We start from the raw sequence: 25,154 nt of genomic DNA on the forward strand, positions 1-25,154 counted from the left end.
TATCGTCGGCTTCTCGCGTTGCAGTGCCCATGGTGCTGCAACGCCAGTTGACGGCGATAGCGCAGATCTATCTTCAGGACTCGCCGATCTTCGGCACGGTCCTCCTGCTTTGCCTGTATCTGACCCAGCCTGTGTTGGCGCTGGGCTGTCTGGTTGGCGCCTGCGTCGCATCGGCGACGGCTTGGGCGCTGGCTTTCCCCGATGACGACCGCCGCCAGGGCCTGTACAGCTTCAACGCCGCGCTGAGCGGGGTTGGCCTGTGTGCCGGCTACCAGTTCAGTTCCGCGCTGCTGGCCTGGATTGCCGTCATGGCCGTGTTGACCGCCTTGCTCAGCCGCGTTGCACAACGTGCCGGCATCCCTGTGCTGACTTCCCTGTTCGTGGCCGCGATGTGGCTGACCGATGCCTGCGCGCCGTTACTGGGTTTGCGATCGATGGCGCAAGTCGCTGCCATTGCCGATGCAGCCTGCGGCCTGGCTCCATCAAGCTTCCTGTTTTGCACGCTGGGTCAGGTCAGCTTCGTCGGTCCGGCCGCACTTGGCATGTTGGTGTGGGCCGCGCTGGCCCGCCGCCACTGGCAGTTGGCCATGTGGATGCTGTATGGCGCCGTTCTGGCCTGGTGCGTCGCGAGCAGCGCTGCATGGATGCTGAACTGGCCCATCGTCAGCAGCCAGGCCACCGGCATGGGCATCAACAGCGCGTTGACCGCGCTGGCGCTGGCCACTTTCGAACGCTCCCGGTCCCAGCGCCTACTGGGACCCGTGTTGAGCATCCTGCTCTGCCTCGCGCTAGGTGCGGCCGGCCTGTCCTACTTTACCGCCCCGTTTGTGCTGGCGACCTGGGTGCTGCTGCCGGCGCGCGGGCGTTGGCGGTGGAAGGTCAGCGGCGAGTAGGGGACGTTCGACGGCGGAGGAGAGTTCAGGATGCCTGGCTTCATGGCGCCGACCACGTGCATCTCGCAGGGTTTGCAATCGAAGCGCAGGGTGTAGGTCTCGTCGCCGCTCACCAATGTCATGGGCTCCGCGCGCACCTGCCCCTGAACGCCTTGCACGCCCTTGGCCTGCTTCGGGCAGAGGTTGAACGAGAAGCGCAGGCAGTGCTTGGTGATCATCAGCGGCACTTCGCCCGCTTCCTCGTGCGATTCGTAGGCGGCGGCGATCAGCTGCACGCCGTGATTGTGATAGAAAGCGCGCGCCTTCTCGTTGTAGACATTGGCAAGATAGCTCAGCTGTGTGTCCGGATAAACGGCGCGGGGCTGCGCAGGCTTCTTGCGCGCAGGGCGCTCCCAAGCCGCCAGGCGCGCCGCCTCATGTGCTGCGATGGCGTCGCGGCGCAGGCCGTTAATGACGCCGGCCGGCACGAACCATGGCTGCGAAAGCTTCAACTCGATGCCGTCCGCTTCGAACATCGTGCTGCCCAATTTTCCCAAGTGGGCGCGCAGGGAGGCCTCGGCTTGCGCCGCCTGCTGCGCCGGCTCCAGCGCCAAGGTGGCGTCGGTGCTGCTGCAGATGCCATCCTCGTCCCGCAGCGACAGGCGCAGGCCGTGGGCGTGCTCGCTCAGTTCCATTTGCAGTGACACCTTGCGCTCGGAAGATTTCTTCTGCAGGGTCGCTTCCCACTGGTGATCGCGGTTGCGGAGCACCGTGGTGCCGGGTTTGAGGCCGCTCAGCGTGCGCATGTCCTCGTTCGGGAATACGCGCCACAGCTGGCCGTCGTCGACGTCGTCCAGCTTCTGGGCGCGGTTGGCCTGGATGCCGACCGTTTCGCGTTTGAGCATGTAATTCAGGCCATCGCCATTGGCCATCGGCGCATTGGTGACGATGTCGAAGTAGTCCAGGCCAAGGCGGTCGACCACGCCCAGCTCAACACCCACATACTTGGGCGAATCAAAGGCGCCGATTTCCTCCGTGCGGCCATTGGCGAAGTAGTCGGTGTGGCCGCGGTGGAAGGTCTTGTCCACGTCCGGCGTGAACAGGATGCGGGTGTGGCCGCTCGCCGCGCGGGTGAATTCGGTGCGGCGCTCCATGATCTCGTCCAGCAGCAGCCGGTAGTGGGCGGTGATGTTCTTCACGTAGCCCATATCCTTGTAGCGCCCCTCGATCTTGAAGGAGCGGATACCCGCATCCACCAGCGCTTCCAGGTTACGGCTCTGGTCATTGTCCTTCATCGACAGCAAGTGCTTTTCGTAGGCCACCACGCGGCCCTGGCCGTCGCTGAGCGTGTACGGCAGGCGGCAGGCTTGCGAGCAGTCGCCGCGGTTGGCGCTGCGACCGTTGTCCGCGTGCGAGATGTAGCACTGGCCGGAGTAGGCCACGCACAGAGCGCCGTGGATGAAGTATTCCAGCGGCGTGTCGACTTGGGCTCGGATCTTGCGGATTTGTTCGATGGTCAGTTCGCGCGCCAGCACCAGCTGGGAGAAACCGACCGCGCCCAGGAAGCGCGCCTTTTCCATGGTACGGATGTCGCACTGGGTGCTGGCGTGCAGCTGGATAGGCGGCAGGTCCATTTCGAGCAGGCCCATGTCCTGCACGATCAGCGCGTCGACGCCGGCGTTGTACAGCTGCCAGATCTGCTTGCGCGCCGCATCGAGCTCGGAGTCGTGCAGGATGGTGTTCAGCGTGACGAAGATGCGCGAGCGATAGCGGTGCGCGAAATCCACCAGGGCGGAGATATCCTCAATGGTGTTGCTGGCGTTGTGGCGGGCGCCAAATGCCGGCCCGCCGATGTAGACGGCGTCGGCCCCGTGCAATATGGCTTCGCGGCCTATCTCAGCGGTTTTGGCTGGCGCCAGCAGTTCGAGTTGGTGATCTAGCAGTGACATGATGGATTCCTGACTATCGACGCCGGAAATTATAGCAGGCTGCCCTGGGACTCGATATAGGCCGACAATCCGACGGCCAGCGCGCTGAAGACGGCGCTGCAGGCGGGGTTGTTGCGGAGGTTTTCGTGCATGGCGAGCCAGGTGTCGAGCTGGATGGATAGCTGGTCGGGCAGGACCCGGACCAGCGACCCGTGGGCATGTGCCAGCGCGACCTGGCAAATGCCGATGCCGACGCCGGCGCGGATTGCCGCCAGCTGGACAACGTCGTTGTCGCAGCGGAGCTGATGCGCTTCGTGCGGCGGGGCGTTGAACCTGGTGCGCATGGCACGGGTGAAGGCGGTTTCGCTATCGACGCCGATCAGGGTGTGGTTGGCCAGTTCGTCCCATTTCAGGGGCGTGCCGCGCCGCTTCAGGTAGCTGCGGTGGGCGAAGAATCCCAGCTCGATATTGCCGATGCGGCGGGCGATCAGGGCGTCATGCTCCGGCTTGGTCATGCGCACCGCGATGTCGGCGTCGCGTCGCAGCAGGTTTTCCAGCTTGTTCGATACGGCCAGTTCGACATGGATGCGTGGATGGCTGCGCGACAGCTTGGCCAGAAGTGGCGGCAGCACCTCGACGCTGACGACTTCACTGGCCGTGATTCGCACCGTGCCATGGATGCCTTGCTCGCCGTCGCGGCCCATGCTGGAAGCTGCGCGCAGCAGGGCCGATGAGGTGGCGGCCAGCGTCTCCGCGTACGGTTCCAGCTCATAGGCCGCCTCGGTCGGAATAAAGCCCGTTTGGGAACGAGTGAACAGCGCCAGCCCGAGCGCCTGCTCGAGCGCGTCGATATGACGGCCGACGGTCGGCTGGGTCAACGCCAGCGTCCGGGCAGCGCCCGACAATGAGCCTTCCTTCAGAACGGACAGGAAGGAACGGTATAGATCCCAGTTTGGTTCGGCGGTAGTCATACGAAATTGTATAGCGGCTATGCTGTTTTCGGCAATTTTCTTTTAACCCGGTTTGGGCGACACTAGCTCCATCAACTCACCAAACGGAGAACATCATGGAAAAAACAGCACTGGTACTGGGCGCAACGGGCGGCATCGGCGGCGAGGTGGCACGTCTTCTGGTGGCGCGCGGCTGGCATGTGAAGGCACTGCACCGCGAACCACAGCGCGCCGCGAAGGCGAACGACGGCATGCAATGGCTGGCCGGCGACGCGATGAACCGCGACAACGTGGTGAACGCCGCGCGCGGTGTCCAGCTGATCGTCCACGCCGTCAATCCGCCCGGCTATCGCAACTGGGGCGCACTGGTCCTGCCGATGATAGACAACAGCATCGCCGCCGCTCGTGCCAGCGGCGCCCGCATCCTGTTGCCGGGGACCGTGTACAACTATGGCCCGGACGCGTTTCCGATCATCGACGAAGAATCGCCACAGCAGCCGGTCACCCGCAAAGGCGCGATCCGCGTGGAGCTGGAAGCGCGCCTGCAAGCGGCGGCCGCCGACGGCGTGCGCACGCTGATCGTCCGGGCCGGCGATTTCTTCGGTCCCAAGGCCGGCAACAACTGGTTCGCGCAAGGCCTGATCAAGCCGGGCAAGCCGCTGACCGCGATCAGCTACCCGGGCAGCGTGGGAGTCGGGCACCAATGGGCTTATCTGCCGGATGTCGCCGAGACGATGGTGCGGTTGGTCGAGAAGGAAGCGCAGCTGGACACCTTCGCCCGCTTCCAGATGGAGGGACACTGGGACGCCGATGGCACCCAGATGGTCGCGGCGATTGCGCGCGCGGCCCGCAAGCCGGAACTGAAGGCCAGCGCCTTCCCGTGGTGGCTGATGGCATTGGCCTCGCCGTTCGTGACGGTGTTCCGCGAACTACGCGAGATGCGCTACCTGTGGCAGCAGCCCGTCCACATGTCGAACAAGCGCCTGGTGCAGGTGCTCGGCGCCGAACCTCGCACCCCGCTTGACGTCGCGGTGCAACGGACCCTGGCCGGTCTGGGGAGCCTTTAAGCCAGCTTGTACTTGCCCAGGATGCGGCGGGTGGTGCCGTCGGCATCCATGGCGGCCTTCGTTTGCTGGAATAGCTGGACGGTGGCGTCGTCAAAGTCCAGCGAACCTGCCAGCCATGCAGTGGTGGTCCGTACCGGCGCACTGAGATGGAAGTCTTTTTGTGCCGAGCGGCTGATGAGCGAACTCTGGATGATGTGCTGTTCGCCGAATGCCGCATCGGCCATTCCCTTGAGCAGATAGCGGTGCACCTCTTCGATGGAACTGGCCTCGATGATATTCCGGTAGCCCAGTTCCTGCAGAATGGCCGCCTGCGCCGCTCCACGCAGCAGCGTGATGCGGCGGGCCTTCATCTCTTCCGGGTGCAGGATGTCGAACTTGCCGTTGCGCGCCGCCAGGAACATGAAGTGCTCCTCATACATCGGCGCCAGCCAGCGGAATTTGGTCTCGCGTTCCAGCAGGCGCGTGACGGGGAAGATCGCCGTCTCGGGCATCGACGTGGCCAGGAACAAGGCGCGCTTCCACGGCACAAACTCCAGCTTGAGAGGCATTTGCACGCGCTTGCACAGTTCACTCAGCAGTTCAAGCAGCGCGCCCGGATGCTGCTCGTCGTTCTCCATGACCAGCGGCGGCAAGTGGGTCGTGACGACCCGCAGTTCCTTGCCTTGTGCCGCCCGCGCAAAACCTGTGCCGCAGCTGAGTGCCGCGGCGAGGCTGAGTAAAGTTCTTCGTTTCATGGTGCTATACGGTGATCAGCGCCGGTTGCGCTGGCTGTATCGTACCCGATTACTCCTGATCGGACCACAGCTTGCCGGCTGTGGCCCAGTTCTCTCGTTTGCACTCGTGGATGATGATGTCGACCGATTCCGGCGACGCGCCGAGCGTTTGAACGGTGACCTCGGTGATGGCTTTGACAAACGCGCGCTTCTGCTCCAGCGTGCGGCCTTCGAATAGTTGTACGTTGATAGTTGGCATAGCGGTTCCTTCAGGAGCGATAGTTGGGACTGAGTTTGTCCAGTTTGCGCAGCAGTGCGGGCCATTCCAGCTTGCCGTCCGGCGTGCCGTCGCCCAGCAGTTCCCGATGCGCCTTGAGGCAGATCTCGTGTGGCGGGACATGGCGCCGGCCGCCGGCGGATTGGGCTTTCAGCTGGATCGCACAGGCTTTGTCCAGCGCCTCCATCAGCACGAAGGCCTCGGCGATGGTCCTGCCGCAGACCAGCGATCCATGATTCCGCAGCAGCATGGCCGGGTGGTCGGCCAGCCGCTCCAGCAGGCGCGCCTGCTCGCCATCGGTCATCGCCAGTCCCTCATAGTCGTGATAGGCCAGCACGCCGTAAAAGCGCAGCGCGTGCGCCGACAGAGGCAGCAGCCCCTCGCTTTGTGCGCCGACCGCAATGCCGTTCACGTTATGCAGATGCATGACGCAGGCGACATCGTGGCGGGCGCCATGCACCGCCGCGTGCAGCATGAACCCCGGACGATTGATGTCGTACTGCGCCGCGTCGACCGGGTTGCCGTCACGGTCCACCTTCACCAGGTTCGACGCGCACACTTCGTCGAAACGCAGCCCGAACGGGTTGATGAGGTAGCGCTCCGCCTCGCCCGGTACGGCGGCCGAGATGTGCGTGTAGATCACGTCATCCCAGCCGTTCAGCGCGCACAGGTGATAGCACGCGGCGAGATCGACGCGTGCCTGCCATTCGCTTGGGCTCATCCGTTCAGTCCTGGCGCTGGTGTACCACTTTACCAGCGGCGTAGGTGGCGGAGATGGAACGGTCGTCACCCAGCATGGCGATGGCGAACAGCAGTTCCTCGACCGAGTCGGTACGCTCCGTGCGGCGCGCCAGCAGCGGCGTGGCTTTCGGATCGAGCACGATGAAGTCCGCTTCCGCGCCCGGCACGAAATTGCCGATCGTGCCTTCCAGCTGCATGGCGCGCGCGCCGCCCAGCGTGGCGAGATAGAACATGCGCATCGCCTGCAGGTAGGTGCCGCCCATGCGAGCCACTTTGTAGGCTTCGTTCATCGTCTGCAGCATCGAGAATGAGGTGCCGCCGCCAACGTCGGTGGCCAGCGACAGCGGTACCCGGTTAGCGTCGGCGCGTTCGAAGTCGAACAGGCCGCTGCCCAGGAACAGGTTGGAAGTAGGGCAGATCGAGATGGCGGATTGCGTCTCGCCCATGCGCGCGCGGTCGGTGTTGTCCAGCCAGATGCAGTGCGCGTACATCGAGCGCGGGCGCATCATGCCGAAATGGTCGTAGACGTCCATGTAGCTGCGGGCGTTCGGGAACAGCGATTTAACCCAGGCCACTTCGTCGGTGTTCTCGGCGACGTGGGTTTGCAGGAAGGTGTCCGGGTAGGCTTTGGCCAGGGCGCCAGCCAATTCCAGCTGCTCTTCGGTGGAAGTCGGCGCGAAGCGTGGGGTGATCGCGTACAGCTGGCGGCCGCGCTTGTGCCACTTCTTGATCAGCTCTTCGCTTTCGCGCGCGCCACTTTCGGCGGTGTCTTGCAGGAAGTCCGGGCAGTTACGGTCCATCAGCACTTTGCCGGCGACCATGCGCAGGTTGCGCTTTTCGCTTTCAGTGAAGAAGGCGTCCACCGATTGCGGATGCACGGTGCAGTAGACCATGGCGGTGGTGGTGCCGCAGCGGGTCAGTTCGTCGAGGAAGAAGCTGGCGACGTTGGCGGCGTGCTCAGGATCGGAGAATTTGCGCTCGGTCGGGAAGGTGTACTTTTCCAGCCATGGCAGCAGGCCTGGCGCCGGCGAGGCGATCATGTCCGTTTGCGGATAGTGCACGTGGGTGTCGATAAAGCCCGGCATGATGATCTTGCCGCGATAGTCGTGCAGAGGGGTACCTTGCGGCAGGAAGGCGATCAGTTGGCTGAAATCGCCGGCCAGGTGGACCTTGCCGTCGTTGACGATCAGCAGGCCGTCTTCGTGCCAGGAGCAGGCGTTGGTGGCGAATGCCGGATCGTCGCTGAAGTGCAGGAGGCTGGCGCGATAGGCCTGGAAAGTGCCGCTTTGGGTGATGATGCTTGCCATGATATTCATTCCTTGTTCCTTGTTCCGTGTTGCGGACGCCAGTTGACGCGCGCGAATGCGCGACGCGACTGACATGGTCGTCGGCGATGATGGCGGGCGCATGGCGCCACACCGGTTATGTGTGCTTGGGCGTACTGCCGGCGGGGTTGCTAGCGGTTGGCTAGACTAATGAGGGGCGATAGCGCGCTCCCGCCCCGGCGCTGCCGGAGAGTGAGTGCGCCCGAGTTGCAGGCAGTTGGAAGAACATCAGTTGGTGCATGTGGTTTGCGTTTCCGATAATACGGTTTGAGCAGATGCGCTCATTTTAGCACCGATTTCCACCGGTACGGCCAGTGCGGCGGCTTCCCACACCTGCATCAACTGCGCGGCGACCGAGACGGCGATCACCGCCGGGGCCTTGTCGTGGATGCCGGGCAGGCCGATAGGGCAGGTCATGTCGGCCATGCGGGCGGCCGGGATGCCGCGTTCCTGCAAACGGCGTTCGAAGGACACGCGCTTGGTCTTGGAGCCGATCAGGCCGAACCATGTGAAGTCGGTGCGGCGCAGGATATGCTCGGACAGCTGCTGGTCCAGCGCATGGCTGTGCGTCAGCACCAGGAAGGAGGCGCCGGCCGGCGCTTCTTCCACCACGGCTTCCGGCGTATCGGTCGCTTCGACGCGCACGTTGGCCGGCAGGACCGAGGGGAACATATCGTCACGCTCGTCGACCCACACCACCTGGCATGGCAGCTCGGACAAGGCGCGCACGATGGCGGCGCCTACGTGGCCCGCGCCGAACAGGTACAGGCGTGGACGATAAGGCAGGCAGGAGTCGATCAGCCAGCGTTTGCCGTGATCGTCGATGCGCACCTTGCAGTCGATGCCGGGACCCGGACGCGCCAGCGCCGTAGGACCGGGGCCGCACAAATGGGCGCCGGCGGCGTCATAGATGCTGGCCGGCTCGATGCAATCCAGCGGCACCATGCGCCAGCTGTCCTGGCCATCGCGCCAGCGGCGAGCCAGGGCGCCGAAATGCTCTCCGGCTTCCGGCATGATGCGTTCGAAAGCCAGGTGGACCACGCCGCCGCAGCATTGGCCCAGGCTAGGGCCGAGCGGGAAACGTTCCAGCCGGCGTTCGGCGCGCAGTTCGCCGGCCGGCATGGCCAGCATTTCACGGGCGATGTCGGTGGCGACCATTTCAAGGTGGCCGCCGCCGATGGTGTCGAAGGCGTGATACTGGGTGATCAGCATCTTGGCGCCAGGTTCGCGCGGCGCGGAGCCGGCGACCTGCGCCACCGTGACCAGCACGCGCGGAACGGCCTTGCTGGCCGCCGCCGTCAGTGCGTTGAGGTTGAAGGGCGTGGACATGATTAGTTCGCCGCTTCCGCCGCATCCTGCACTGCGCTGATCGCGTTGAGGATAGCCTCGCTGGTTGCGGGAGCGCGCAGCGGTGGGTTGAAACGATGATCGGCGACGCTGGAGCAGGCGTCGCGGATCGCCAGGAATACCGAAAACGGCAGCAGCAGTGGTGGTTCACCGACCGCTTTCGAGCGGTGGATGCTGTCCATGACGTTGCGGTTCTTGAACAGGCGTACGCTGAAGTTCTCCGGGCAGTCCGACACGCCGGGGATCTTGTAGGTGGAAGGCGCGTGCGTCATCAGCTTGCCGGCCGGGTTCCACCACAACTCTTCGGTGGTCAGCCAGCCCATGCCCTGTATGAAGGCGCCTTCGACCTGGCCGATGTCGATGGCCGGGTTCAGCGAATTGCCTGCGTCGTACAGCGCGTCGGCTTTCAGCAGCTTCCATTCGCCGGTCAGCGTGTCGACTACCACCTCCGACACCGAGGCGCCGTAAGCGTAGTACGAGAACGGGTTGCCGCTCATGGTTTTCGGATCCCAGTGCAGGCCTGGCGTGGCGTAGAAACCGTCGGACCACAGCTGGATGCGCGCCATGTAGGCCTTCTGTACCAACTCGGCAAACGGAATCGCCTCGTCGCCAATATGGACGAAGTTGGCCTCGAAGCGCACCGTGGCAGGATCGCCGTCGTGACGCGTGGCGGCGAATTCGGCCAGGCGTTTGCGGATGGTGTTGGCTGCATCCTGCGCGGCCTTGCCGTTCAAGTCCGCGCCGGTCGACGCGGCGGTAGCCGAGGTGTTGGCGACTTTGCTGGTATCGGTGGCGGTGGCGCGCACCATGGCGAGGTCGATGCCCAGTTCATGCGCTACAACCTGGCAAACCTTGGTGTTGATGCCCTGGCCCATTTCGGTGCCGCCGTGGTTGACCAGCACCGAGCCGTCCGTGTAAATGTGAACCAGCGCGCCGGCCTGGTTGAAGTGCGTGACGTTGAAGGCGATGCCGAATTTGACCGGCGTGAGCGCCAGGCCGCGCTTGAGCGTCTTGCTCTTTGCGTTGAAGGCGTTGATGTCTTCGCGGCGCTTGCGATAATCGCTCTCGTTTTCCAGCTGCGCGACCAGGTCGTGGATGACGTTGTCGACCACTTTCTGGTTGTACTGGGTGACGTTGCGGCCTTCTTCGTCATTGCGGCCGTAGAAGTTAATCTTGCGGACGTCCAGCGAATCCATGCCGAGATTGCGGGCGATTTCATCGACGATGTATTCGATGGCGATGGCGCCTTGCGGGCCGCCGAACCCGCGGAAGGCGGTATTCGACTGCGTGTTGGTTTTGCCGGCCATGGCGCGGATGTCGACGTCGCCCAGGTAGTAGGCGTTGTCGAAGTGGCAGACGGCGCGCGTGGCGACCGGCGCCGACAGGTCGGCCGAGAAGCCGGCGCGGGAGACCATTTCCACTTTTGCGGCGACGATGCGGCCGTCGTCGCCGTAGCCCATTTCGTACTCGTAGTAGAAGCAGTGGCGCTTACCGGTGACCATCATGTCGTCGTCGCGGTCGGCGCGCAGCTTGACCGGCTTGCGCAGGTGAGCGGCCGAGATGGCGGCGCAGGCTGCCCACAACGCGGATTGCGATTCCTTGCCGCCGAAGCCGCCGCCCATGCGACGGCACTCGACCACGATGTCGTGCGAATGGCGGTGCAGGGCGTGGGCGACCACGTGTTGCATCTCGGTCGGGTGCTGGGTCGAGCAGAGCACCAGCATGCCATTGCCTTCTTTTGGAATAGCGTAGGAAATCTGGCCTTCCAGGTAGAACTGCTCCTGGCCGCCGACATGCAGTTCGCCCTTCAAGCGGTGCTTGGAGCGTTCGAATGCGGCTTGCGCGTCGCCGCGCGCCAGGTGCATAGGCGGTACGACGAAGGACTTGGCATCGCGCGCGGCTTGCGGCGTCAGGATGGCAGGCAGTTCTTCGTACTCGATGACGGCCTTCTTGACGGCGCGGCGCGCGTTATCGTGCGAGGTCGCCACCACGATGAAGATGGGCTGGCCAACATATTCAACCAGGCCTTCCGACAGGATCGGATCGTCGTGGATAATAGGACCGCAGTCGTTGGTGCCTGGGATGTCCTTGTGGGTGTACACAGCCACCACGCCTGGCATGGCTTTGACGGCGTCGAAGTTCATCGACAGGATGTTGGCGTGCGCCTTGGCCGAGATACCCAGCGCGGCGTGCAGCGTGCCGGCGGCTTCGGGGATATCGTCGGTGTAGGTGGCTTCGCCGAGAACGTGCAGCACCGCCGATTCGTGCGGGTGCGACTGGCCGACTTCGGCCCACGCCATGGGGACGCCGGGAACGGCGGGCTGCGTCAGGAATGCTTCGGATTTGCTGTTCATGCTGCGACGACTCCCTCTGCGTAGTGATAGGCGTTGATCGATTGCAGCGGCTGGGCGGAGTCCGGATTGGTCTCCAGCCAATAACGCCGCAGCAGGTTTTGCGCGGTCTTCATGCGGTAGGCGGCCGTGGCGCGCATGTCGCTCAGTGGCGTGTAGTCCTTGGCCAGTTCGGCCATCGCCAGTTTCAGCGTGGCTTCGTCCCAGCGCTTGCCGTTGACGGCCGCTTCGGCCAGTGCTGCGCGGCGCGAGGTGGCGGCCATGCCGCCGTAGGCGATGTGGGCGTCGCTGACCACGCCGTCCTTCAGCGTGAAGGCGAAGGCGGCGCAGACGGCGGAGATGTCCTGGTCGTAGCGCTTGGCCAGCTTGTAGGTGCGGAAGTGGATGTCCTTGCGCGGCAGCGGAATGCGCACGGCTTCGACGAACTCGCCCGGTTGCCAGTCCTTCTTCATGTAATCGAGGTAGAACTTCTCCAGCAACATGGAGCGCTGACCCTTGTCGCTGCGGATGACGATTTCCGCACCGAGAGCGATCATCCATGGCGCCGAGTCGCCGATCGGCGAGCCGTTGGCGACGCTGCCGCCCAGGGTGCCGGTATTGCGGATCGGTTGCGAGGCGAAGCGCTGCCACATTTCGTGCAGCTCTTCCTTGTAGTGTTTGCAGACTGCCTCGTAGGCGTCGTTGAGGGAGACGGCGGCGCCGATATAGAGCATGCCGTCTTCCTCCACCATGCGGTACAGCTCCTGCACCTGGCGCACGTAGATCATGTCGCCAAGGTTGCGCATTTGCTTGGTCACCCACAGGCCGACGTCGGTCGAGCCGGCGACGATGGTGGCGGTGGGTTTTTCTGCGCGCAGGGTCGCCAGTTCGGCCAGCGTGCGCGGGGCGTAGAAGGTCTGGCCGTCGTGGGTATAGCTGTACATTTCGGTTCGCTGGATGGTTTGCAGCGAGGCTTTCAGCGCCTCGCGGTCGAAGCTGACGGGAGGCAGCTCGCCCATGCGGCGCGCGGCATCGATGATAGGACGGTAGCCGGTGCAGCGGCACAGGTTACCGGACAGGGTTTCGTCCACGGTCTTGCGGCATGGCGGCGTGGTCTGCCCCTCCTGTTTCAGGTAGAGACTCCACAGCGACATGGCGAAGCCCGGCGTGCAGAAGCCGCATTGCGATCCGTGGCACTCGACCAGCGCTTCCTGGACCGGGTGCATATTGCCGTTGGCCTGTTTCAGGTCTTCGATGGTGAAGACGGCCTTGCCGTCCAGCGTAGGCACGAACTGGATGCAGGAGTTGACCGACTTCATGGCCACTTCGCCGTCGGGCTGCAATTCCGCCACGACCACGGTGCAGGCGCCGCAATCGCCTTCGGCGCAGCCTTCCTTGGTGCCGGTGCAGTGCAGGTCTTCGCGCAGGTGCTGGAGCAGGGTGCGGGTTGGTGCACCGCCGGCGACGTTGTGTACTTCGCCGCGATAGAAGAATCGAATAGGTTCAGACATGATTGCTCCGCAATTACTTGGTTTTGAACTGGCGCAGGAAGTCCAGGAAGATCTGTGCCGATACTTCGGCGTCGTCGGCCGTCATGGTTTCGAGCGGGTTGTGGCTGATGCCGCCGTTGCCGCAACGCGTGAACAGCATGGCGACGTCGGTCATGCGGGCCAGCGCCATGGCGTCGTGACCGGCGCCGGATGGCAGTTCGAATATTTCGACGCCGGCGCGTTCGGTGGCGGCGGCGAACTGCTTGACCAGCCAAGGTGCGCACGGTGCGGCAGGCGCCTGCATGATCTTGGTGATCTTGAGGCCGATCTGGCGGCGGGCGCAGACGGCTTCCGCTTGATTGAGGATATCGGTGACGGCGGCGTCGCGCGTGGCATCGTCGGCGGCGCGGATGTCCAGCGACAGCTTGCAGGCGCCGGGGATCACGTTGACCGAGCCGTCCGGCACGTGCAACTGGCCGACGGTGCCGACCAGCGAACGTTCGCGTCCGCAGCGGTCTTCGACGTACAGCACGATTTCAGCTGCGGCAGCGGCGGCGTCCTTACGCATGATCATCGGCGTGGTGCCGGCGTGGCTGGCCAGGCCGGTCAACTCAACCTGGAAGCGGCAGCTGCCCGCGATCGAGGTGACGACGCCGGTCGGCAGGCCTTTGCCCAGCAATACCGGGCCTTGTTCGATATGGACTTCGACGAAGGCCAGCACGTCCTCCGGCTTGCGGGCTACCGAAGCGATTTTGCTGACATCGTGGCCGGCTGCGGTCAGGGCGTCGCGCATGGTGATGCCTTGGGCGTCGGCCTTGTCCAGCAGTGTCATGTCGAACTGGCCGATGACGGCGTTGGAACCGAGGAAGGTGCTTTGATAGCGCACGCCTTCTTCTTCCGAGAAGCCGATGATCTCCAGGTCGAACGGCAGGCGTTCGCCGCGTTCATTGAGGTGCTTGACCACGGCGATCGGCAGCAGGATGCCTTCGCGGCCGTCGTATTTGCCGCCATTACGCACGGTGTCGTAGTGGGAGCCGGTCAACAGCGCCTTGGCGCCTGGCTGGTCCGATTTGTAGCGGCCGACGACGTTGCCGACCGGGTCAATCGACACCTCCATGCCCGCTTCCTTCATCCACGTCGCCAGCTGGTTAGCGGTTTTGCGGTGAGCGTCGGTCATGAAGGCGCAGGTGAGGTTGTCGGCATCGTCGCTCCAGGCGCCGATGGTTTCCGCCCATTGCATGATGGTCGGGCCGAATTGCAGTTCCACTTGCAGCAGCGCGTTCAGGCGCATCTCGGCGATGCGGCCGATCTGGCGCAGGCATTCGGCCAGTTCGTCGTCGCGTTGCGAACGCAGGCGGCGGCTGAAGGCTGCGGTGATTTCCTGGCGCGTCAGGCCGTTGCCGGTCGGGCCTTTGACGGCGAGGATGAAGGGGAAGCCGAATTTGGCGTTGTAGTCGGCGTTCAGCTTGTGCAGCGCCGCCAGTTCGTCGGCGGAGCAGTGGGTCAGGCCGGCCTGCGCCTGTTCGCCGGTCGATTCGGCGGTCAGTTCACCGGCGAGAGCCGCTTTGCCAGCCAGCTCCGGGTGGGCGCGCACCAGGCCCAGTTGTTCGGCTTCGGTCGCTTTCTGTACCACGCCTTGCAAGGCCTGTTTCAGGGCGGAGAGGGTGGAGAATGGGCGCTGCGCGGCGGCGCGCTCCGGGATCCACGGCGAGTGTTCGTACAGGCCATGCAGCAGCTGGGTGAATTCGTCGGCGCCGCAGCGGTTCAGGTGATCTAGTGTGATTGTCATTGTTGTGCAGGCGGTGGCCTGTCTCCTCTTGGTATATGAGGAATGATATATGGCGAGGGAGGCTGTTATATACGCCCGGAGCCATAACCGCATTCAGCCCGGGCTTATGGAGAGTGTTGTGGGCGTGCCACGCCCACGGCAGTTCAGTGGCAGCTTATTTGGCGGTGAGGGCCTGGGCGGCCTGCGTGACCTGGTCGCGCAGCCACTTGTGCTCCGGCGCCTGGTGCACGCGCTCGTGCCACAGCTGGTAGAAGCGCATTGTGGGGAAGCGTACCGGCACCGTGAAGGTCTTGATCGGCAGGTTGCGCTCGTAGAAGCGCAGGTACTGGCGCCCGGTGGTGAGCACCATGTCGGTCTGCGTCAGCATGTAGGGAATCAGGCTGAAATACGCCGATTCCACCACCACGTTGCGCTGGTAGCCCTGCTGCGCCAGGAAGGAGTCGATTACGCCGTGAAAGCCGGGCAGCGTGGGCGAGGGCGCCACGTGGGGCAGGCTAAGGTAGTCGTCCAGCGTCATGTCGTTGGAATCGGTGCGCTTGGCATAGGGCGCGTCGGCCCGCATGGCGCAGATGATCGGGTCTTCGAAGAGGCGCGACAGGTGCAGGTGCTCCGGCGGCTGTTCCCAGTTACCGATCAGCAGATCGAGTTCGCCGTCGGACAGCATGCGGATCGCGTCCACTTCCGCACCCAGGCTGTGGATGATGACGCGGCTCTTGGGCGATTCGCGTCGCAAGCGCGCCACAACGTTGGGCAAAAATTGAATATCGAGGTAGTCCGGCGCGCCGATGCGGAAGGTGCGGCCTTCCTCCTTGGAGGCGAACGGCGTTTTGTGCAGGAACAGCTGTCCCACCTCGTCGAGGATGCGTTTGGCGGGCGCCTTCAGGCTCTCGCCGTGCTGGGTCGGAACCATGCCGCGGCCGCCGCGCACCAGCAGCGGATCGCCTGTGAGCTCGCGTAGTTTTTGCAGCGAGGCCGAGATGGAGGGCTGCGTTTGATCTAGTTTCATCGCGACGCGTGAAACGTTTTTCTCGCAGAGGAGCATGTACAGAATACGTATGAGGTGCAGGTCTAAGTGGTCGGGAAGTTGTGCCATGATGGTCTATCTATAACGGTGAGCCTATTTTTAATATACGGCTACTGCCATACGAAAAGCCAGAATTAGTTTTATCGTTCGTCCCAGACCGTGCGTGTTCTGCGTACGGTTTTCAATCGGTCGCAGCGGAGCTTTCAACAGTTCGCGGCCAAAAGGGAAATCATCCCAATCGTCTGGAGCGCCCGCGGTGGCAGACGAGCTTAATCCAATCATTGGGGACAACATGGAATTGCTCGCTTACGGCGTGGACTGGCTCAATCTATTGGTGCGCTGGCTGCATCTCATCACGGGGATCGCGTGGATCGGCGCATCCTTCTACTTCGTCTGGCTCGACAACAGCATACGCCCACCAAAGCCGGGTTCCGACCTGGCCAAGAAGGGCGTGTCCGGAGAATTGTGGGCCGTGCATGGTGGCGGTTTTTACAACCCGCAGAAATACCTGGTGTCGCCGGCCGAACTGCCGTCGGACCTGCACTGGTTTAAATGGGAAGCCTACGCGACCTGGATCTCGGGCTTCTCGCTGCTGTTCATCGTCTACTACTTCAACGCCTCGGCGATGATGATCGATAAGTCGGTCGCTGACCTGTCGCAGTTGCAGGCAATCGGCGTGGGCCTCGGCTCGCTGCTGGTGGGCTGGCTGTTCTACGATACGCTGTGCCGCTCGCCGCTGGGCCAGAAGGATGGCCTGCTGGGCATCATCATGTTCGTGTTCATCGTCGCGATGGCCTATGTGCTGACCAAGTTCCTGAGCGGCCGAGCTGCCTACATCCACGTCGGCGCCATGATCGGCACCATGATGGTCGGGAATGTGCTGATGCTGATTATTCCTGGCCAGCGCAAGCTGGTGGAAGCGATGGAGCAGGGTAAATCGCCTGATCCTATCCACGGCAAGAAGGCCAAGCAGCGTTCCGTCCACAATAACTATTTCACGCTGCCGGTGCTGCTGATCATGATCAGCAACCACTATGCGATGACCTACAGCCACGCTTACAGCTGGGCGCTGCTGGGCGCGATCATCGCCGCCGGCGTGTTGATTCGCCACTTCTTCAACCTGCGCCATCATGGCAGGACCGCGTGGCAGTTCCCTGCGGCCGGTGTCGCGATCCTGGCGGCGGTTGCCGTGGTGATCGCGCCTCGTCCTGCGGCTGCACCTGCGCCAGCTATCGCCGGCGAAGCTGCCGGTGCGGCTCACGCCAGCGTGTCTGCGCCAGACTTCAACCGTGTGCAGGCGATCGTCAACCAGCGTTGCGTCAGCTGCCACGCGGCCCAGCCTACCCAGCCAGGATTTGCCACGGCGCCTGCCGGCATCATGCTGCACACGCCTGATCTGATCCACCAGAACGCCGCCAAGATCAACCAGCAGGCCGTGGTGCTGAAGGCTATGCCGATCGGGAATATGACCAACATCACGCCAGAAGAACGCTCCGAACTCGGTGCGTGGTTCGCCGCCGGCGCCAACTGATAAGAAGACAGATCATGACTACTACCACCATCAATGGTTTCAACCTGACCGCGGCGCAAGTCGTCGACGTCGCCCGCGACCACTCCATCGAAGTGAACCTGGCCGCATCGTCGCGCGCCGCGCTCAAGGAAAGCCGCGACTACATCGAGTCGACCTGGATGCACGACGAAGCGCCGATGATGTACAGCTTTAACACCGGCGTCGGCATGCTGAAGGACACCCGCGTCAAGGTGCAGGACATCGTCCTGTTCCAGACGCAGCTGATCAAGGCCCACGCCTGCGGCATGGGCGAGCCGTTCTCCGAAGAAGTCAGCCGCGCCACCATGCTGTTGCGCGCCAACGCCTTCGCCAGCAACTACTCCGCGCCCCGCGTGGAAGTGGTTGACCGCCTGCTGGCCTTCGTCAATGCCGGCATCCACCCGATCATGCCGCAGAAGGGTTCCGTCGGCGCCTCGGGCGACTTGGCGCCGCTGGCCTACCTGGCAGCCGCCATCGCCGGCTTTGAAGAAGCGGAAGTGATGTACAAGGGCCAGCGCATGTCGGCTCCTGACGCTATCCGTGCTTCCAATGTCGGCCCGGTGGTCTTCGAACTGAAGGCCAAGGATGCTTCGGCGCTGATCAACGGCTGCACCGTCTCGCTGGCGGTGGCGTTGCTGGCCGCCTCCGATGCGCGCAATATGCTGTCCGACGCCTGCCTGTCGCTGGGTTTGACGCTGGAAGCGATGCGCGCCGAGATGTCGGCCTTCGATCCGCGCATCCACGAAGCGCGTCCGCATGCTGGCCAGATCAAGACCGCAGCCATCATCCGCGACCTGCTGGACGGCTCGACCCGCACCACGCACGAAGCGCGCGCAGTACAGTTCCCGGAAGAGCTGCGCCGCACCGACATCCCGTACACCGCCCGCATCCAGGACGTGTACTCGCTGCGCTGCGCGCCGCAGGTCTACGGCCCTGTGTTCGATGCGCTGGACTACATCGACACCATCCTCGACAAGGAAGTGAACTCCGCGACCGACAACCCGCTGATCTTCGGCAAGGACGGCGGCGGCTTCGAGATCATCTCGGGCGGTAACTTCCACGGCCAATACCTGGCGCAGGCGATGGACCTGCTGGCGATGGCGGTGGCGGACCTGGGCAGCATCGTCGAGCGCCGCGTCGCGCGCCTGATCGATCCTACGCTGTCGTGGGGCCTGCCGCGCAACCTGATGTCCGGCGTGCGTGGCGTGAACACCGGTTATCCGGTGATGCAATGCTCGCTCAGCTCCCTGGTGATGGAGAACCGCACGCTGTGCATGCCTGGCAGCGTGGACTCGATTCCGGCCAAAGGCAACAGCGAAGACCACGTGTCCAACTCCACCTGGTGCGCGCGCAAGGCCGCAACTGTGGTGTCGAACACACAGTACATTGTCGGCGTAGAAATGTTGCTGGCTTCCCAGGCGTTGACGATGACAGAAAATCTGCTGCCAGGTTTTGTGCTCGGCAAGGGCACGCAAGTGGCCTACGAATCGGTGCGCGCGCAGATCCCGGCTTGCCTCGACGGCGACCGCTGGCTGCACAACGACCTTGAAGTAGCGCGCTCCTTCATAGTGACAGGCTCGGTGCGCAAGGCAGTGGTCGCGAAAATCGGCGAATTCGTTTAGGAGGGTTAGAACGGGGCTACGCCGCATTCAAATGCGGCGCGCCCCGGCTGTTATAGGTCATAACAGATAGCAGGTATGCCACAGAAGCAATTTAACGCGGTGGCCCCTGAGATAAGGTCTAGGTCGATTGTTCCCATGTTTAGTCGGCGAATGACACAAGCAGTTAAAAATAGAACACGGAGACGTTATGTTAATTTTGGAAAAATTCTTCAAGCTGAAAGAGAATGGGACCGACGTGCGCACCGAACTGGTGGCAGGTCTGACCACATTCCTGACGATGGCTTACATCATCTTCGTCAACCCCTCCATCCTCGGTGACGCCGGCATGCCCAAGGGCGCTGTCTTCGTTGCCACCTGTATCGCGGCCGCCCTGGGCTGCCTGATTATGGGCCTGTACGCAAACTATCCGATTGCTATGGCGCCGGGCATGGGGTTGAACGCTTACTTCGCATATGTGGTCGTCAAAGGCATGGGCATGCCTTGGGAGATGGCGCTGGGCGCGGTCTTCATTTCCGGTTGCCTGTTCCTGTTTGTCAGCATCTTCAAACTGCGGGAAATGATCGTCAACGGCATTCCGCATTCGATCCGCACCGCCATCACCGTCGGCATCGGCTTGTTCCTCGGCCTGATCTCGCTGAAAAGCGCCGGCATCGTCGTCAGCAGCCCGGAGACGCTGGTGCGCGTGGGTGACCTGCACAAGGCGCCTACCTTGCTGGCCATCGTCGGCTTCTTCATCATCGTTGCGCTGGACCGCCTGAAGGTCAAGGGCGCGATCCTGATCGGCATCCTGGCCGTGACGGTATTGAGCTTCTTCATCGCCGGGAACACCTTCAACGGCATCGTCGACATGCCGCCTTCGCTGGCGCCAACCCTGTTCAAGCTGGACCTGATGGGCGCGATCTCGGTCGGCCTGCTGAACGTGGTGCTGGTGTTCTTCCTGGTCGAACTGTTCGACGCCACCGGCACGCTGATGGGCGTGGCCAACCGCGCCGGCCTGCTGGTCAACGGTAAAATGGAACGCCTGAACAAGGCGCTGCTGGCCGACAGCTGCGCCATCGTCACCGGTTCGCTGCTGGGTACTTCCAGCACCACCGCCTACATCGAAAGCGCCGCCGGCGTGCAAGCGGGCGGCCGTACCGGCCTGACCGCCGTCGCCGTCGGCGTGCTGTTCCTGGCCTGCCTGTTCATCTCGCCGCTGGCCGGCGTGGTGCCTAGCTACGCCACGGCGCCTGCGCTGCTCTACGTTTCCTGCCTCATGCTGCGCGAACTGGTCGACATCGACTGGTCCGACACCACCGAAAGCGTGCCAGCCGCCATTGCGGCGCTGACCATGCCGTTCACGTATTCGATCGCACTTGGCGTGGCGTTCGGCTTCATCTCCTATGCGGTGCTGAAGCTGTTGACCGGCCGTGTGCGCGAAGTGCGTCCAGTGATCTGGGCGATCGCTTGCGTGTTCACCTTCAAGTTCGTCTACCTCGGCGCAGGCTGAGGAACTAACCCCAACGACTGCCTCCTCTCCGACGCCACCCATGGCGCCGGCGGGGACAGTCACGTCCTAAAATATGGAAAACTAAAATGAAAACGAGACAAATTCCACAACTGCTGTGCATCGCCTTTTTGAGCCTGGCCGGATCGGTCCAGGCCGCCGACTGGAGCGACACCTCCGTCAGCTGGCGCTACGGCAACGACTACCGCGAACCGTTCAACCCGAACGATATCTCCAAGAACATCCTGGCGCTGACCCATGTCAGCGGCTACAAGTACGGCAGCAACTACTTCAATGCCGATTTCCTGATATCGGATAAAAATGACCCGGGTTCGCTGACGCAGAAGTCCGGCGCCAACGAAGCCTACATCCTGTACCGCAACACGGTCGACCTGAGCAAGGTCACCGGCCAGGAATACAAGTTCGGCCCGGTGCGCGGCCTGGGCATCACCGCCGGTTTCGACCTCAACACCAAGAACGACGTGGGCTACAACTCGCGCAAGCGCATGTTCGTGCTGGGACCGACTTTTATGTGGAACGTGCCGGCCGGTCACTTCAACACCAGCCTGCTGTTGCTCAACGAGAGCAACGCGCCGAGCGGCGCCTTCCCGCCGATCTCCACCGTCACTGGTCGCTATACCTACAAGACGCATGCGATGCTGTCGTCGGACTGGGGCATCCCGCTGGGTTCGCTGTGGGCCTTCGAGGGCTATGCGAACTTTATCGCGTCCAAGGGCAAGGACGAAGTGGGCAACGATACCGGCGCCGAGACCAATATCGACATGCAGCTGATGTTTGATGCGGGCGCCGCGATGGGCCACGCGAAGAACACCTTCCGCGTCGGCGTCGAGTACCAGTACTGGCGCAACAAGTTCGGCAACACCTCGGCCACCACCGGCGGCCAGGGCTACGTGGCCAAGACGCCGATGATTCGTGCTGAGTACCACTTCTAAGCGGTAGCGGCCGGGTAATCGAAGGGCAGCCGAGGCTGCCCTTTTTCTTTAGTGTCGGCTGTGCTTACAGTGCGCGGTCGCCGCGTGCGTGATAAGCGTGGCACAGCAGTATCCAAAGTGCTTGGAACCGAAATTGCTTCTTCTGGGACGCAGCATACACAACCAGGAGACAGGCATGAAACATTTCCCAACGAAGGTATTTTCCCTGAAACGCGGCGCGGTACGTGGCGCTTTCCTTATGGCGCTGGCCGGTATCGGTCTTGCCGGCGCGGCAAAGGCGGCGCCGATCCATGTGAGCGACGGCCTTTTCGGCGCGGCTGAGTGGACGGTCTCGGCGACGAACGGCGCGCCGGCCCGCTCCACCGTGAGCTCCGCCAGCTTCAACGTCGGCGCGCCGGGCGGCACCCGTTTCTACGTGGAGCAGTCGACCAACGGCGCGCCGGGTTCGACGCTCGGACACACGCTCAATCTGATGTACGACCTGGGCAGCTTCACGCCGGGCGGGGCGGCCGGACTGTTCACGGACGTGTTTTTCCAGAACGGCAAGAACGATTATGTCGTGCATATCAGCGACAGCGGCATCCAGTCGTTTGAAAAAGACCACAGTGTGCGGTCGCCGGTTGATGCGGCGGGTGGTTTCGATCTGAGTTCGCCGGTGTGGTCCCCATTGGATGCCGGTGACCTGGCGCTGGCCAAGTTCCACGCCGGCGCCAGCTTCGGCACCAGCCCGAACTATGCCACGCCGCACCTGATCATTGAATTTGGCCTCTCCATCGACACCATCCCAGGCACCACTCCGTTGGCGCCGTTGGCGCCGGACGGCTTGTACCGTCCAGACCCGGCATTCTGGTCCGGTTCGGTGGGTGGGGCGGGGCGTCCAACCATCGTGGTCGGTTCTGCGATCTTCACGCTTACCAACGACGGCGCGGTAACGCTGGTGCCGGTGACTGGCCCTGGCGGCTTGCCAGTCCTGCAAGCGATACCGGAGCCGGGCACTTTGTTGCTGCTGGGCGTGGGCATGCTTGGGCTGATCGGCGCCAGTCGGCGCCGGACGAGCCACACCTGGACTCAGGCGGCGGCCTGCATGCCGTCTGCCAGCACATAGCGGTTCTTGCCGTGCCGCTTGGCGAGATACAGCGCCTCGTCGGCACGCTTGTAGCTGATCGACAGGTCGCTGTCCCTGTCGAATTCGGCAATGCCGATGCTGACCGTGCGCGGCGGATGCGTCGCCGCCCGCACGCCATCCAGCAGGGCTGCGGCAAAGTCCAGTGCATCAGCGGCCTCTCCGTGGAACAGGACGCCGAATTCCTCGCCTCCCAGACGTCCGCAAAGGTGACCCGCACCCAGCCTGCCGATGACCTGTGCCGTGTGGATCAACACTTCATCTCCGGCGTCGTGGCCCAGCGTGTCGTTGATCTTCTTGAAGTCGTCGATGTCTATCATTAGGAAAAACAGCGGCATCTGCGAGGGCAGCGATTGCACGCGGCGTACTTCCAGCGTGAATTTGCGGCGATTGTTCAAGCCGGTGACCAGATCCTTGAACGCCATTTCCGCCAGTTCCCGCCGCGCGCGATGGCTGCGCACCCGCAGGTTCAGGAAATAGGCGTGCAAATAGATTGCCATGGCCAAGCTGCTGCCCATGACCAGCAGCGCAAGATTAAACGTGAGCTGTCCCGGCTGCGCGGGAAAATTGCCTACCGCGAGTATCAGCCACACGGCGACTGCGGCGCCGATGTAATTGATCATGCCGCCGAAAATGGGCGCGGCCGACAAGGTCAGCACGGTACCGACCGGCAGCACCCAAAAGGTCGGGTCCGGGCAGTAAGCCATCAGCAGGCGGAAGGCGAAAGCGGTGGCGGCGGTGCCGATGATGCCGGCGACGACCAGCGCCCTGACGGAGCTGGCGCGCAGCGAGATGGCCAGGCTGAGCAGCATGCCAGGCAGGCCGAACAGCAGGCTCGCATGCAGCGATTGTCCGCCGGAAGCCAGCAAGATGGCGGCTATGAGCCAGCTCACCAGTCCGACGCTTTGCGAAATGATGGCGACCGGCCGCAGTTCAGAATAGAACTGCTGCTGCTCGTCGGTGTCGCCACCGTAGTAGGAATAGGGGAGTAGTTTGCGCATGCAGTCTCAAGGCCGGCCCATTTGGGGGCTTGAGTATACTTGCTGATTTGCCCACATCCCAGTTAATTTATGGAATGTGGGCTAGTTTCGGCATTACATGCGTGGTTCGCCGGTGCTGGCGTTGACGGCAATGGTCTGGCCAGGAGCGGTGCTCATCTGCACGCGGTGTTGCTGGCCGCGATAGTTATACGTCACATCCCAGTATTCAGGCGTCGGGTTGCTGACGTTTTCACAGCGGCGCACATCGCGGGCATAGCTTTGCGAGTTGCTGTTGTTGGCCATGTTGTTGCCGATGGCCGCACCTGCTACCGCGCCGCCGGCCGTGGCGACGTCGCGTCCCGTACCGCCGCCCACCTGGTGACCCAGGATGCCGCCGATCAGCGCGCCGGCGATAACGCCGCCGACGTTGTTGCCGCTGCGGGCCGGTTCAGTTACTTGCTGGCGTTCGACCCAGCAGCGTTGTTCCGGCGTGCCTACCACGGCATGCGCCGAGGTGATCGGCACGTCGATCACACGTTCGCTTGGGCGACGACGGTATTCATACGTCGGTTGCGGCAACGGTGCCGGCGCTTCGTTGTCATAGCTGTCGCGACGGCCTACCGGACGCACCGACGAGATGCGGTCGTTCATGCCCATGCCGCTCAGCGACTCGTAGCTGCCACGGCGCAGCACCATGCAGTGGCCGCGGAAGTTGGCGTCGTCGCAGACTTCCCACTGGCCGCGGTCGACCACCACCGACGAGGCGCGGTCGTTGAAACCGGTGCGCGAGAAGTCGTTCACCGGCCGGGTGGCGGTGAAGGTACGGCCGCGCCAGCCGTCGTGTTCGTAAAATGTGATTTGCGCCATGGCTTGCGACGCCAGTGTCATTGCTGCGATTGCGATGGCGAGTTTGAGGGGCTGGTTCATGTTCATCCTTTTATAGTTGTTCGAGCACCTGCACAATGCGCCGCTTGCGGCGGTCCATCTGTGCGGTCGACAACATAGCCGGATCAAGGTTCGACCGAATGCGCGCGTTTCAGGCAGCGCAACACGAAGGTGGAGCGGCTGTGGCGCAGGCCGGGCAGTTTGTACAGCTTGCGGCGCAGGAATTCCTCGTAGCCGGCCGTGCCGGCCACAGCCACCTTGATCAGGTAATCGTATTCGCCGGTCAGCAGGTAGGCTTCCATCACTTCCGGCAGGTCTGCCAGCGCCTGGCCGAATTTCTCGAAGATGTCGTCGTCATGGCGGTCCAGCGTGACTTCGATGATGACGGTGTCCGGATAGCCCAGCGCCTGTTGGCTGAGCAGCGCCGTGTAACCCTCGATCAGGCCGCCTTCCTCCAGGGCGCGCACGCGGTTCCAGCACGGCGTGGTGGACAGGCCGACCTTTTCGGCCAGTTTGGTGTTGCTCAGGCGGCCGTCACGGCGCAGTTCGCGCAAAATGCGGCGGTCCAGTTCGTCGATTTCCATGTTGCAGAGTCCAGAAAGATGATTATTCCACTGATTTTACATCGGACGGGACGATCTTCTTCATTTGGCTGGATATCGAGCAAAACAAGGAAGCCTATTTTGCCAGCTCCCGGATATTC

At 63.1% G+C, this 25,154-nt stretch carries 21 protein-coding genes; 7 read left to right on the plus strand and 14 right to left on the minus strand.

Annotated elements, in window-relative coordinates; all coding sequences use genetic code 11:
• The first annotated feature begins 29 nt into the window (after positions 1 to 29).
• Positions 30 to 893, plus strand: a complete 864-nt coding sequence (locus D0T21_RS06080) for an urea transporter (protein ID WP_116989150.1) — start codon at positions 30 to 32, stop codon at positions 891 to 893.
• Here D0T21_RS06080 and D0T21_RS06085 read toward each other — a convergent pair.
• Positions 809 to 2,821 (minus strand): U32 family peptidase, encoded by a 2,013-nt coding sequence (locus tag D0T21_RS06085; protein ID WP_116989151.1) that lies wholly within the window; start codon positions 2,819 to 2,821, stop codon positions 809 to 811. The genes D0T21_RS06080 and D0T21_RS06085 overlap by 85 nt on opposite strands.
• A gap of 29 nt (positions 2,822 to 2,850) precedes the next feature.
• On the minus strand, positions 2,851 to 3,771 hold the full coding sequence (locus tag D0T21_RS06090) for a LysR family transcriptional regulator (RefSeq protein ID WP_116989152.1): 921 nt from the start codon (positions 3,769 to 3,771) through the stop codon (positions 2,851 to 2,853).
• Between the two features lie 95 nt (positions 3,772 to 3,866).
• On the opposite strand from D0T21_RS06090, the gene D0T21_RS06095 reads away from it, so the two are divergent.
• Complete coding sequence (locus D0T21_RS06095; protein ID WP_116989153.1) at positions 3,867 to 4,817, plus strand: NAD-dependent epimerase/dehydratase family protein; 951 nt, start codon at positions 3,867 to 3,869, stop codon at positions 4,815 to 4,817.
• On the opposite strand, the gene D0T21_RS06100 is transcribed toward D0T21_RS06095, so the two are convergent.
• From D0T21_RS06100 to D0T21_RS06140, 9 genes are all read right to left on the minus strand, one after another.
• A complete protein-coding gene (locus tag D0T21_RS06100) occupies positions 4,814 to 5,551 on the minus strand; it encodes an ABC transporter substrate-binding protein (protein ID WP_116989154.1) in 738 nt (245 codons plus the stop codon). The two genes, D0T21_RS06095 and D0T21_RS06100, sit on opposite strands and share 4 nt — an antisense overlap.
• A 49-nt stretch (positions 5,552 to 5,600) precedes the next feature.
• Positions 5,601 to 5,789: a 4-oxalocrotonate tautomerase gene (locus D0T21_RS06105; protein ID WP_116989155.1), complete on the minus strand. Its 189-nt coding sequence runs from the start codon at positions 5,787 to 5,789 to the stop codon at positions 5,601 to 5,603.
• 10 nt (positions 5,790 to 5,799) lie between these two features.
• Entirely contained in the window at positions 5,800 to 6,528 is a 729-nt protein-coding gene (locus tag D0T21_RS06110) for a class II aldolase/adducin family protein (RefSeq protein ID WP_116989156.1), read from the minus strand.
• A gap of 4 nt (positions 6,529 to 6,532) precedes the next feature.
• Positions 6,533 to 7,855: a guanine deaminase gene (gene guaD / locus D0T21_RS06115; protein ID WP_116989385.1), complete on the minus strand. Its 1,323-nt coding sequence runs from the start codon at positions 7,853 to 7,855 to the stop codon at positions 6,533 to 6,535.
• A gap of 246 nt (positions 7,856 to 8,101) precedes the next feature.
• Positions 8,102 to 9,202 (minus strand): xanthine dehydrogenase accessory protein XdhC, encoded by a 1,101-nt coding sequence (gene xdhC, locus D0T21_RS06120; RefSeq protein WP_116989157.1) that lies wholly within the window; start codon positions 9,200 to 9,202, stop codon positions 8,102 to 8,104.
• A gap of 2 nt (positions 9,203 to 9,204) precedes the next feature.
• On the minus strand, positions 9,205 to 11,574 hold the full coding sequence (gene xdhB, locus D0T21_RS06125; protein WP_116989158.1) for a xanthine dehydrogenase molybdopterin binding subunit: 2,370 nt from the start codon (positions 11,572 to 11,574) through the stop codon (positions 9,205 to 9,207).
• Positions 11,571 to 13,061 carry a xanthine dehydrogenase small subunit gene (gene xdhA / locus D0T21_RS06130; protein ID WP_116989159.1) on the minus strand — a complete coding sequence of 497 codons (1,491 nt, stop codon included), beginning with the start codon at positions 13,059 to 13,061 and terminating at the stop codon, positions 11,571 to 11,573. Before xdhA ends, xdhB begins: the two co-directional genes overlap by 4 nt.
• A 13-nt stretch (positions 13,062 to 13,074) precedes the next feature.
• Positions 13,075 to 14,829, minus strand: a complete 1,755-nt coding sequence (locus D0T21_RS06135; RefSeq protein ID WP_116989160.1) for an allantoate amidohydrolase — start codon at positions 14,827 to 14,829, stop codon at positions 13,075 to 13,077.
• A gap of 154 nt (positions 14,830 to 14,983) precedes the next feature.
• A complete protein-coding gene (locus D0T21_RS06140; protein ID WP_026334574.1) occupies positions 14,984 to 15,922 on the minus strand; it encodes a LysR family transcriptional regulator in 939 nt (312 codons plus the stop codon).
• Positions 15,923 to 16,145: 223 nt separating this feature from the next.
• Here D0T21_RS06140 and D0T21_RS06145 point away from each other — a divergent pair, with 223 nt between their 5' ends.
• The 5 genes from D0T21_RS06145 to D0T21_RS06165 all read left to right on the plus strand — a co-directional run bounded on the left by D0T21_RS06145 (position 16,146) and on the right by D0T21_RS06165 (position 22,568).
• Positions 16,146 to 17,384: a urate hydroxylase PuuD gene (locus D0T21_RS06145; protein WP_116989161.1), complete on the plus strand. Its 1,239-nt coding sequence runs from the start codon at positions 16,146 to 16,148 to the stop codon at positions 17,382 to 17,384.
• A 14-nt stretch (positions 17,385 to 17,398) separates the two neighbouring features.
• Positions 17,399 to 19,024 carry a histidine ammonia-lyase gene (gene hutH / locus D0T21_RS06150; protein ID WP_116989162.1) on the plus strand — a complete coding sequence of 542 codons (1,626 nt, stop codon included), beginning with the start codon at positions 17,399 to 17,401 and terminating at the stop codon, positions 19,022 to 19,024.
• Positions 19,025 to 19,211: 187 nt separating this feature from the next.
• A complete protein-coding gene (locus D0T21_RS06155; protein WP_116989163.1) occupies positions 19,212 to 20,513 on the plus strand; it encodes an NCS2 family permease in 1,302 nt (433 codons plus the stop codon).
• 86 nt (positions 20,514 to 20,599) lie between these two features.
• Complete coding sequence (locus D0T21_RS06160; RefSeq protein WP_116989164.1) at positions 20,600 to 21,463, plus strand: outer envelope protein; 864 nt, start codon at positions 20,600 to 20,602, stop codon at positions 21,461 to 21,463.
• A 175-nt stretch (positions 21,464 to 21,638) separates the two neighbouring features.
• Positions 21,639 to 22,568 carry a PEP-CTERM sorting domain-containing protein gene (locus tag D0T21_RS06165; protein ID WP_116989165.1) on the plus strand — a complete coding sequence of 310 codons (930 nt, stop codon included), beginning with the start codon at positions 21,639 to 21,641 and terminating at the stop codon, positions 22,566 to 22,568.
• Here the strand turns inward: D0T21_RS06165 and D0T21_RS06170 are convergent.
• The 3 genes from D0T21_RS06170 to D0T21_RS06180 form a co-directional block, all read right to left on the minus strand.
• Positions 22,532 to 23,587: a GGDEF domain-containing protein gene (locus tag D0T21_RS06170; RefSeq protein ID WP_116989166.1), complete on the minus strand. Its 1,056-nt coding sequence runs from the start codon at positions 23,585 to 23,587 to the stop codon at positions 22,532 to 22,534. The two genes, D0T21_RS06165 and D0T21_RS06170, sit on opposite strands and share 37 nt — an antisense overlap.
• 93 nt (positions 23,588 to 23,680) lie before the next feature.
• Entirely contained in the window at positions 23,681 to 24,493 is an 813-nt protein-coding gene (locus D0T21_RS32700; RefSeq protein ID WP_301546320.1) for a beta/gamma crystallin-related protein, read from the minus strand.
• Between the two features lie 83 nt (positions 24,494 to 24,576).
• Positions 24,577 to 25,035 (minus strand): Lrp/AsnC family transcriptional regulator, encoded by a 459-nt coding sequence (locus tag D0T21_RS06180; RefSeq protein WP_116989168.1) that lies wholly within the window; start codon positions 25,033 to 25,035, stop codon positions 24,577 to 24,579.
• Positions 25,036 to 25,154 lie beyond the last annotated feature (119 nt).

It is taken from the genome of Duganella sp. BJB476, from assembly GCF_003416895.1.
Classification (GTDB): Bacteria; Pseudomonadota; Gammaproteobacteria; order Burkholderiales; family Burkholderiaceae_D; genus Rugamonas.

Excerpts from the sequence above, each read along its gene's own strand:
- D0T21_RS06080 (WP_116989150.1), top strand. The coding sequence starts at position 30 with ATGGTGCTGCAACGCCAGTTGACGGCGATAGCGCAGATCTATCTTCAG.
- D0T21_RS06085 (WP_116989151.1), bottom strand. The coding sequence starts at position 2,821 with ATGTCACTGCTAGATCACCAACTCGAACTGCTGGCGCCAGCCAAAACC.
- D0T21_RS06090 (WP_116989152.1), bottom strand. The coding sequence starts at position 3,771 with ATGACTACCGCCGAACCAAACTGGGATCTATACCGTTCCTTCCTGTCC.
- D0T21_RS06095 (WP_116989153.1), top strand. The coding sequence starts at position 3,867 with ATGGAAAAAACAGCACTGGTACTGGGCGCAACGGGCGGCATCGGCGGC.
- D0T21_RS06100 (WP_116989154.1), bottom strand. The coding sequence starts at position 5,551 with ATGAAACGAAGAACTTTACTCAGCCTCGCCGCGGCACTCAGCTGCGGC.
- D0T21_RS06105 (WP_116989155.1), bottom strand. The coding sequence starts at position 5,789 with ATGCCAACTATCAACGTACAACTATTCGAAGGCCGCACGCTGGAGCAG.
- D0T21_RS06110 (WP_116989156.1), bottom strand. The coding sequence starts at position 6,528 with ATGAGCCCAAGCGAATGGCAGGCACGCGTCGATCTCGCCGCGTGCTAT.
- guaD (WP_116989385.1), bottom strand. The coding sequence starts at position 7,855 with ATGGCAAGCATCATCACCCAAAGCGGCACTTTCCAGGCCTATCGCGCC.
- xdhC (WP_116989157.1), bottom strand. The coding sequence starts at position 9,202 with ATGTCCACGCCCTTCAACCTCAACGCACTGACGGCGGCGGCCAGCAAG.
- xdhB (WP_116989158.1), bottom strand. The coding sequence starts at position 11,574 with ATGAACAGCAAATCCGAAGCATTCCTGACGCAGCCCGCCGTTCCCGGC.
- xdhA (WP_116989159.1), bottom strand. The coding sequence starts at position 13,061 with ATGTCTGAACCTATTCGATTCTTCTATCGCGGCGAAGTACACAACGTC.
- D0T21_RS06135 (WP_116989160.1), bottom strand. The coding sequence starts at position 14,829 with ATGACAATCACACTAGATCACCTGAACCGCTGCGGCGCCGACGAATTC.
- D0T21_RS06140 (WP_026334574.1), bottom strand. The coding sequence starts at position 15,922 with ATGGCACAACTTCCCGACCACTTAGACCTGCACCTCATACGTATTCTG.
- D0T21_RS06145 (WP_116989161.1), top strand. The coding sequence starts at position 16,146 with ATGGAATTGCTCGCTTACGGCGTGGACTGGCTCAATCTATTGGTGCGC.
- hutH (WP_116989162.1), top strand. The coding sequence starts at position 17,399 with ATGACTACTACCACCATCAATGGTTTCAACCTGACCGCGGCGCAAGTC.
- D0T21_RS06155 (WP_116989163.1), top strand. The coding sequence starts at position 19,212 with ATGTTAATTTTGGAAAAATTCTTCAAGCTGAAAGAGAATGGGACCGAC.
- D0T21_RS06160 (WP_116989164.1), top strand. The coding sequence starts at position 20,600 with ATGAAAACGAGACAAATTCCACAACTGCTGTGCATCGCCTTTTTGAGC.
- D0T21_RS06165 (WP_116989165.1), top strand. The coding sequence starts at position 21,639 with ATGAAACATTTCCCAACGAAGGTATTTTCCCTGAAACGCGGCGCGGTA.
- D0T21_RS06170 (WP_116989166.1), bottom strand. The coding sequence starts at position 23,587 with ATGCGCAAACTACTCCCCTATTCCTACTACGGTGGCGACACCGACGAG.
- D0T21_RS32700 (WP_301546320.1), bottom strand. The coding sequence starts at position 24,493 with ATGAACCAGCCCCTCAAACTCGCCATCGCAATCGCAGCAATGACACTG.
- D0T21_RS06180 (WP_116989168.1), bottom strand. The coding sequence starts at position 25,035 with ATGGAAATCGACGAACTGGACCGCCGCATTTTGCGCGAACTGCGCCGT.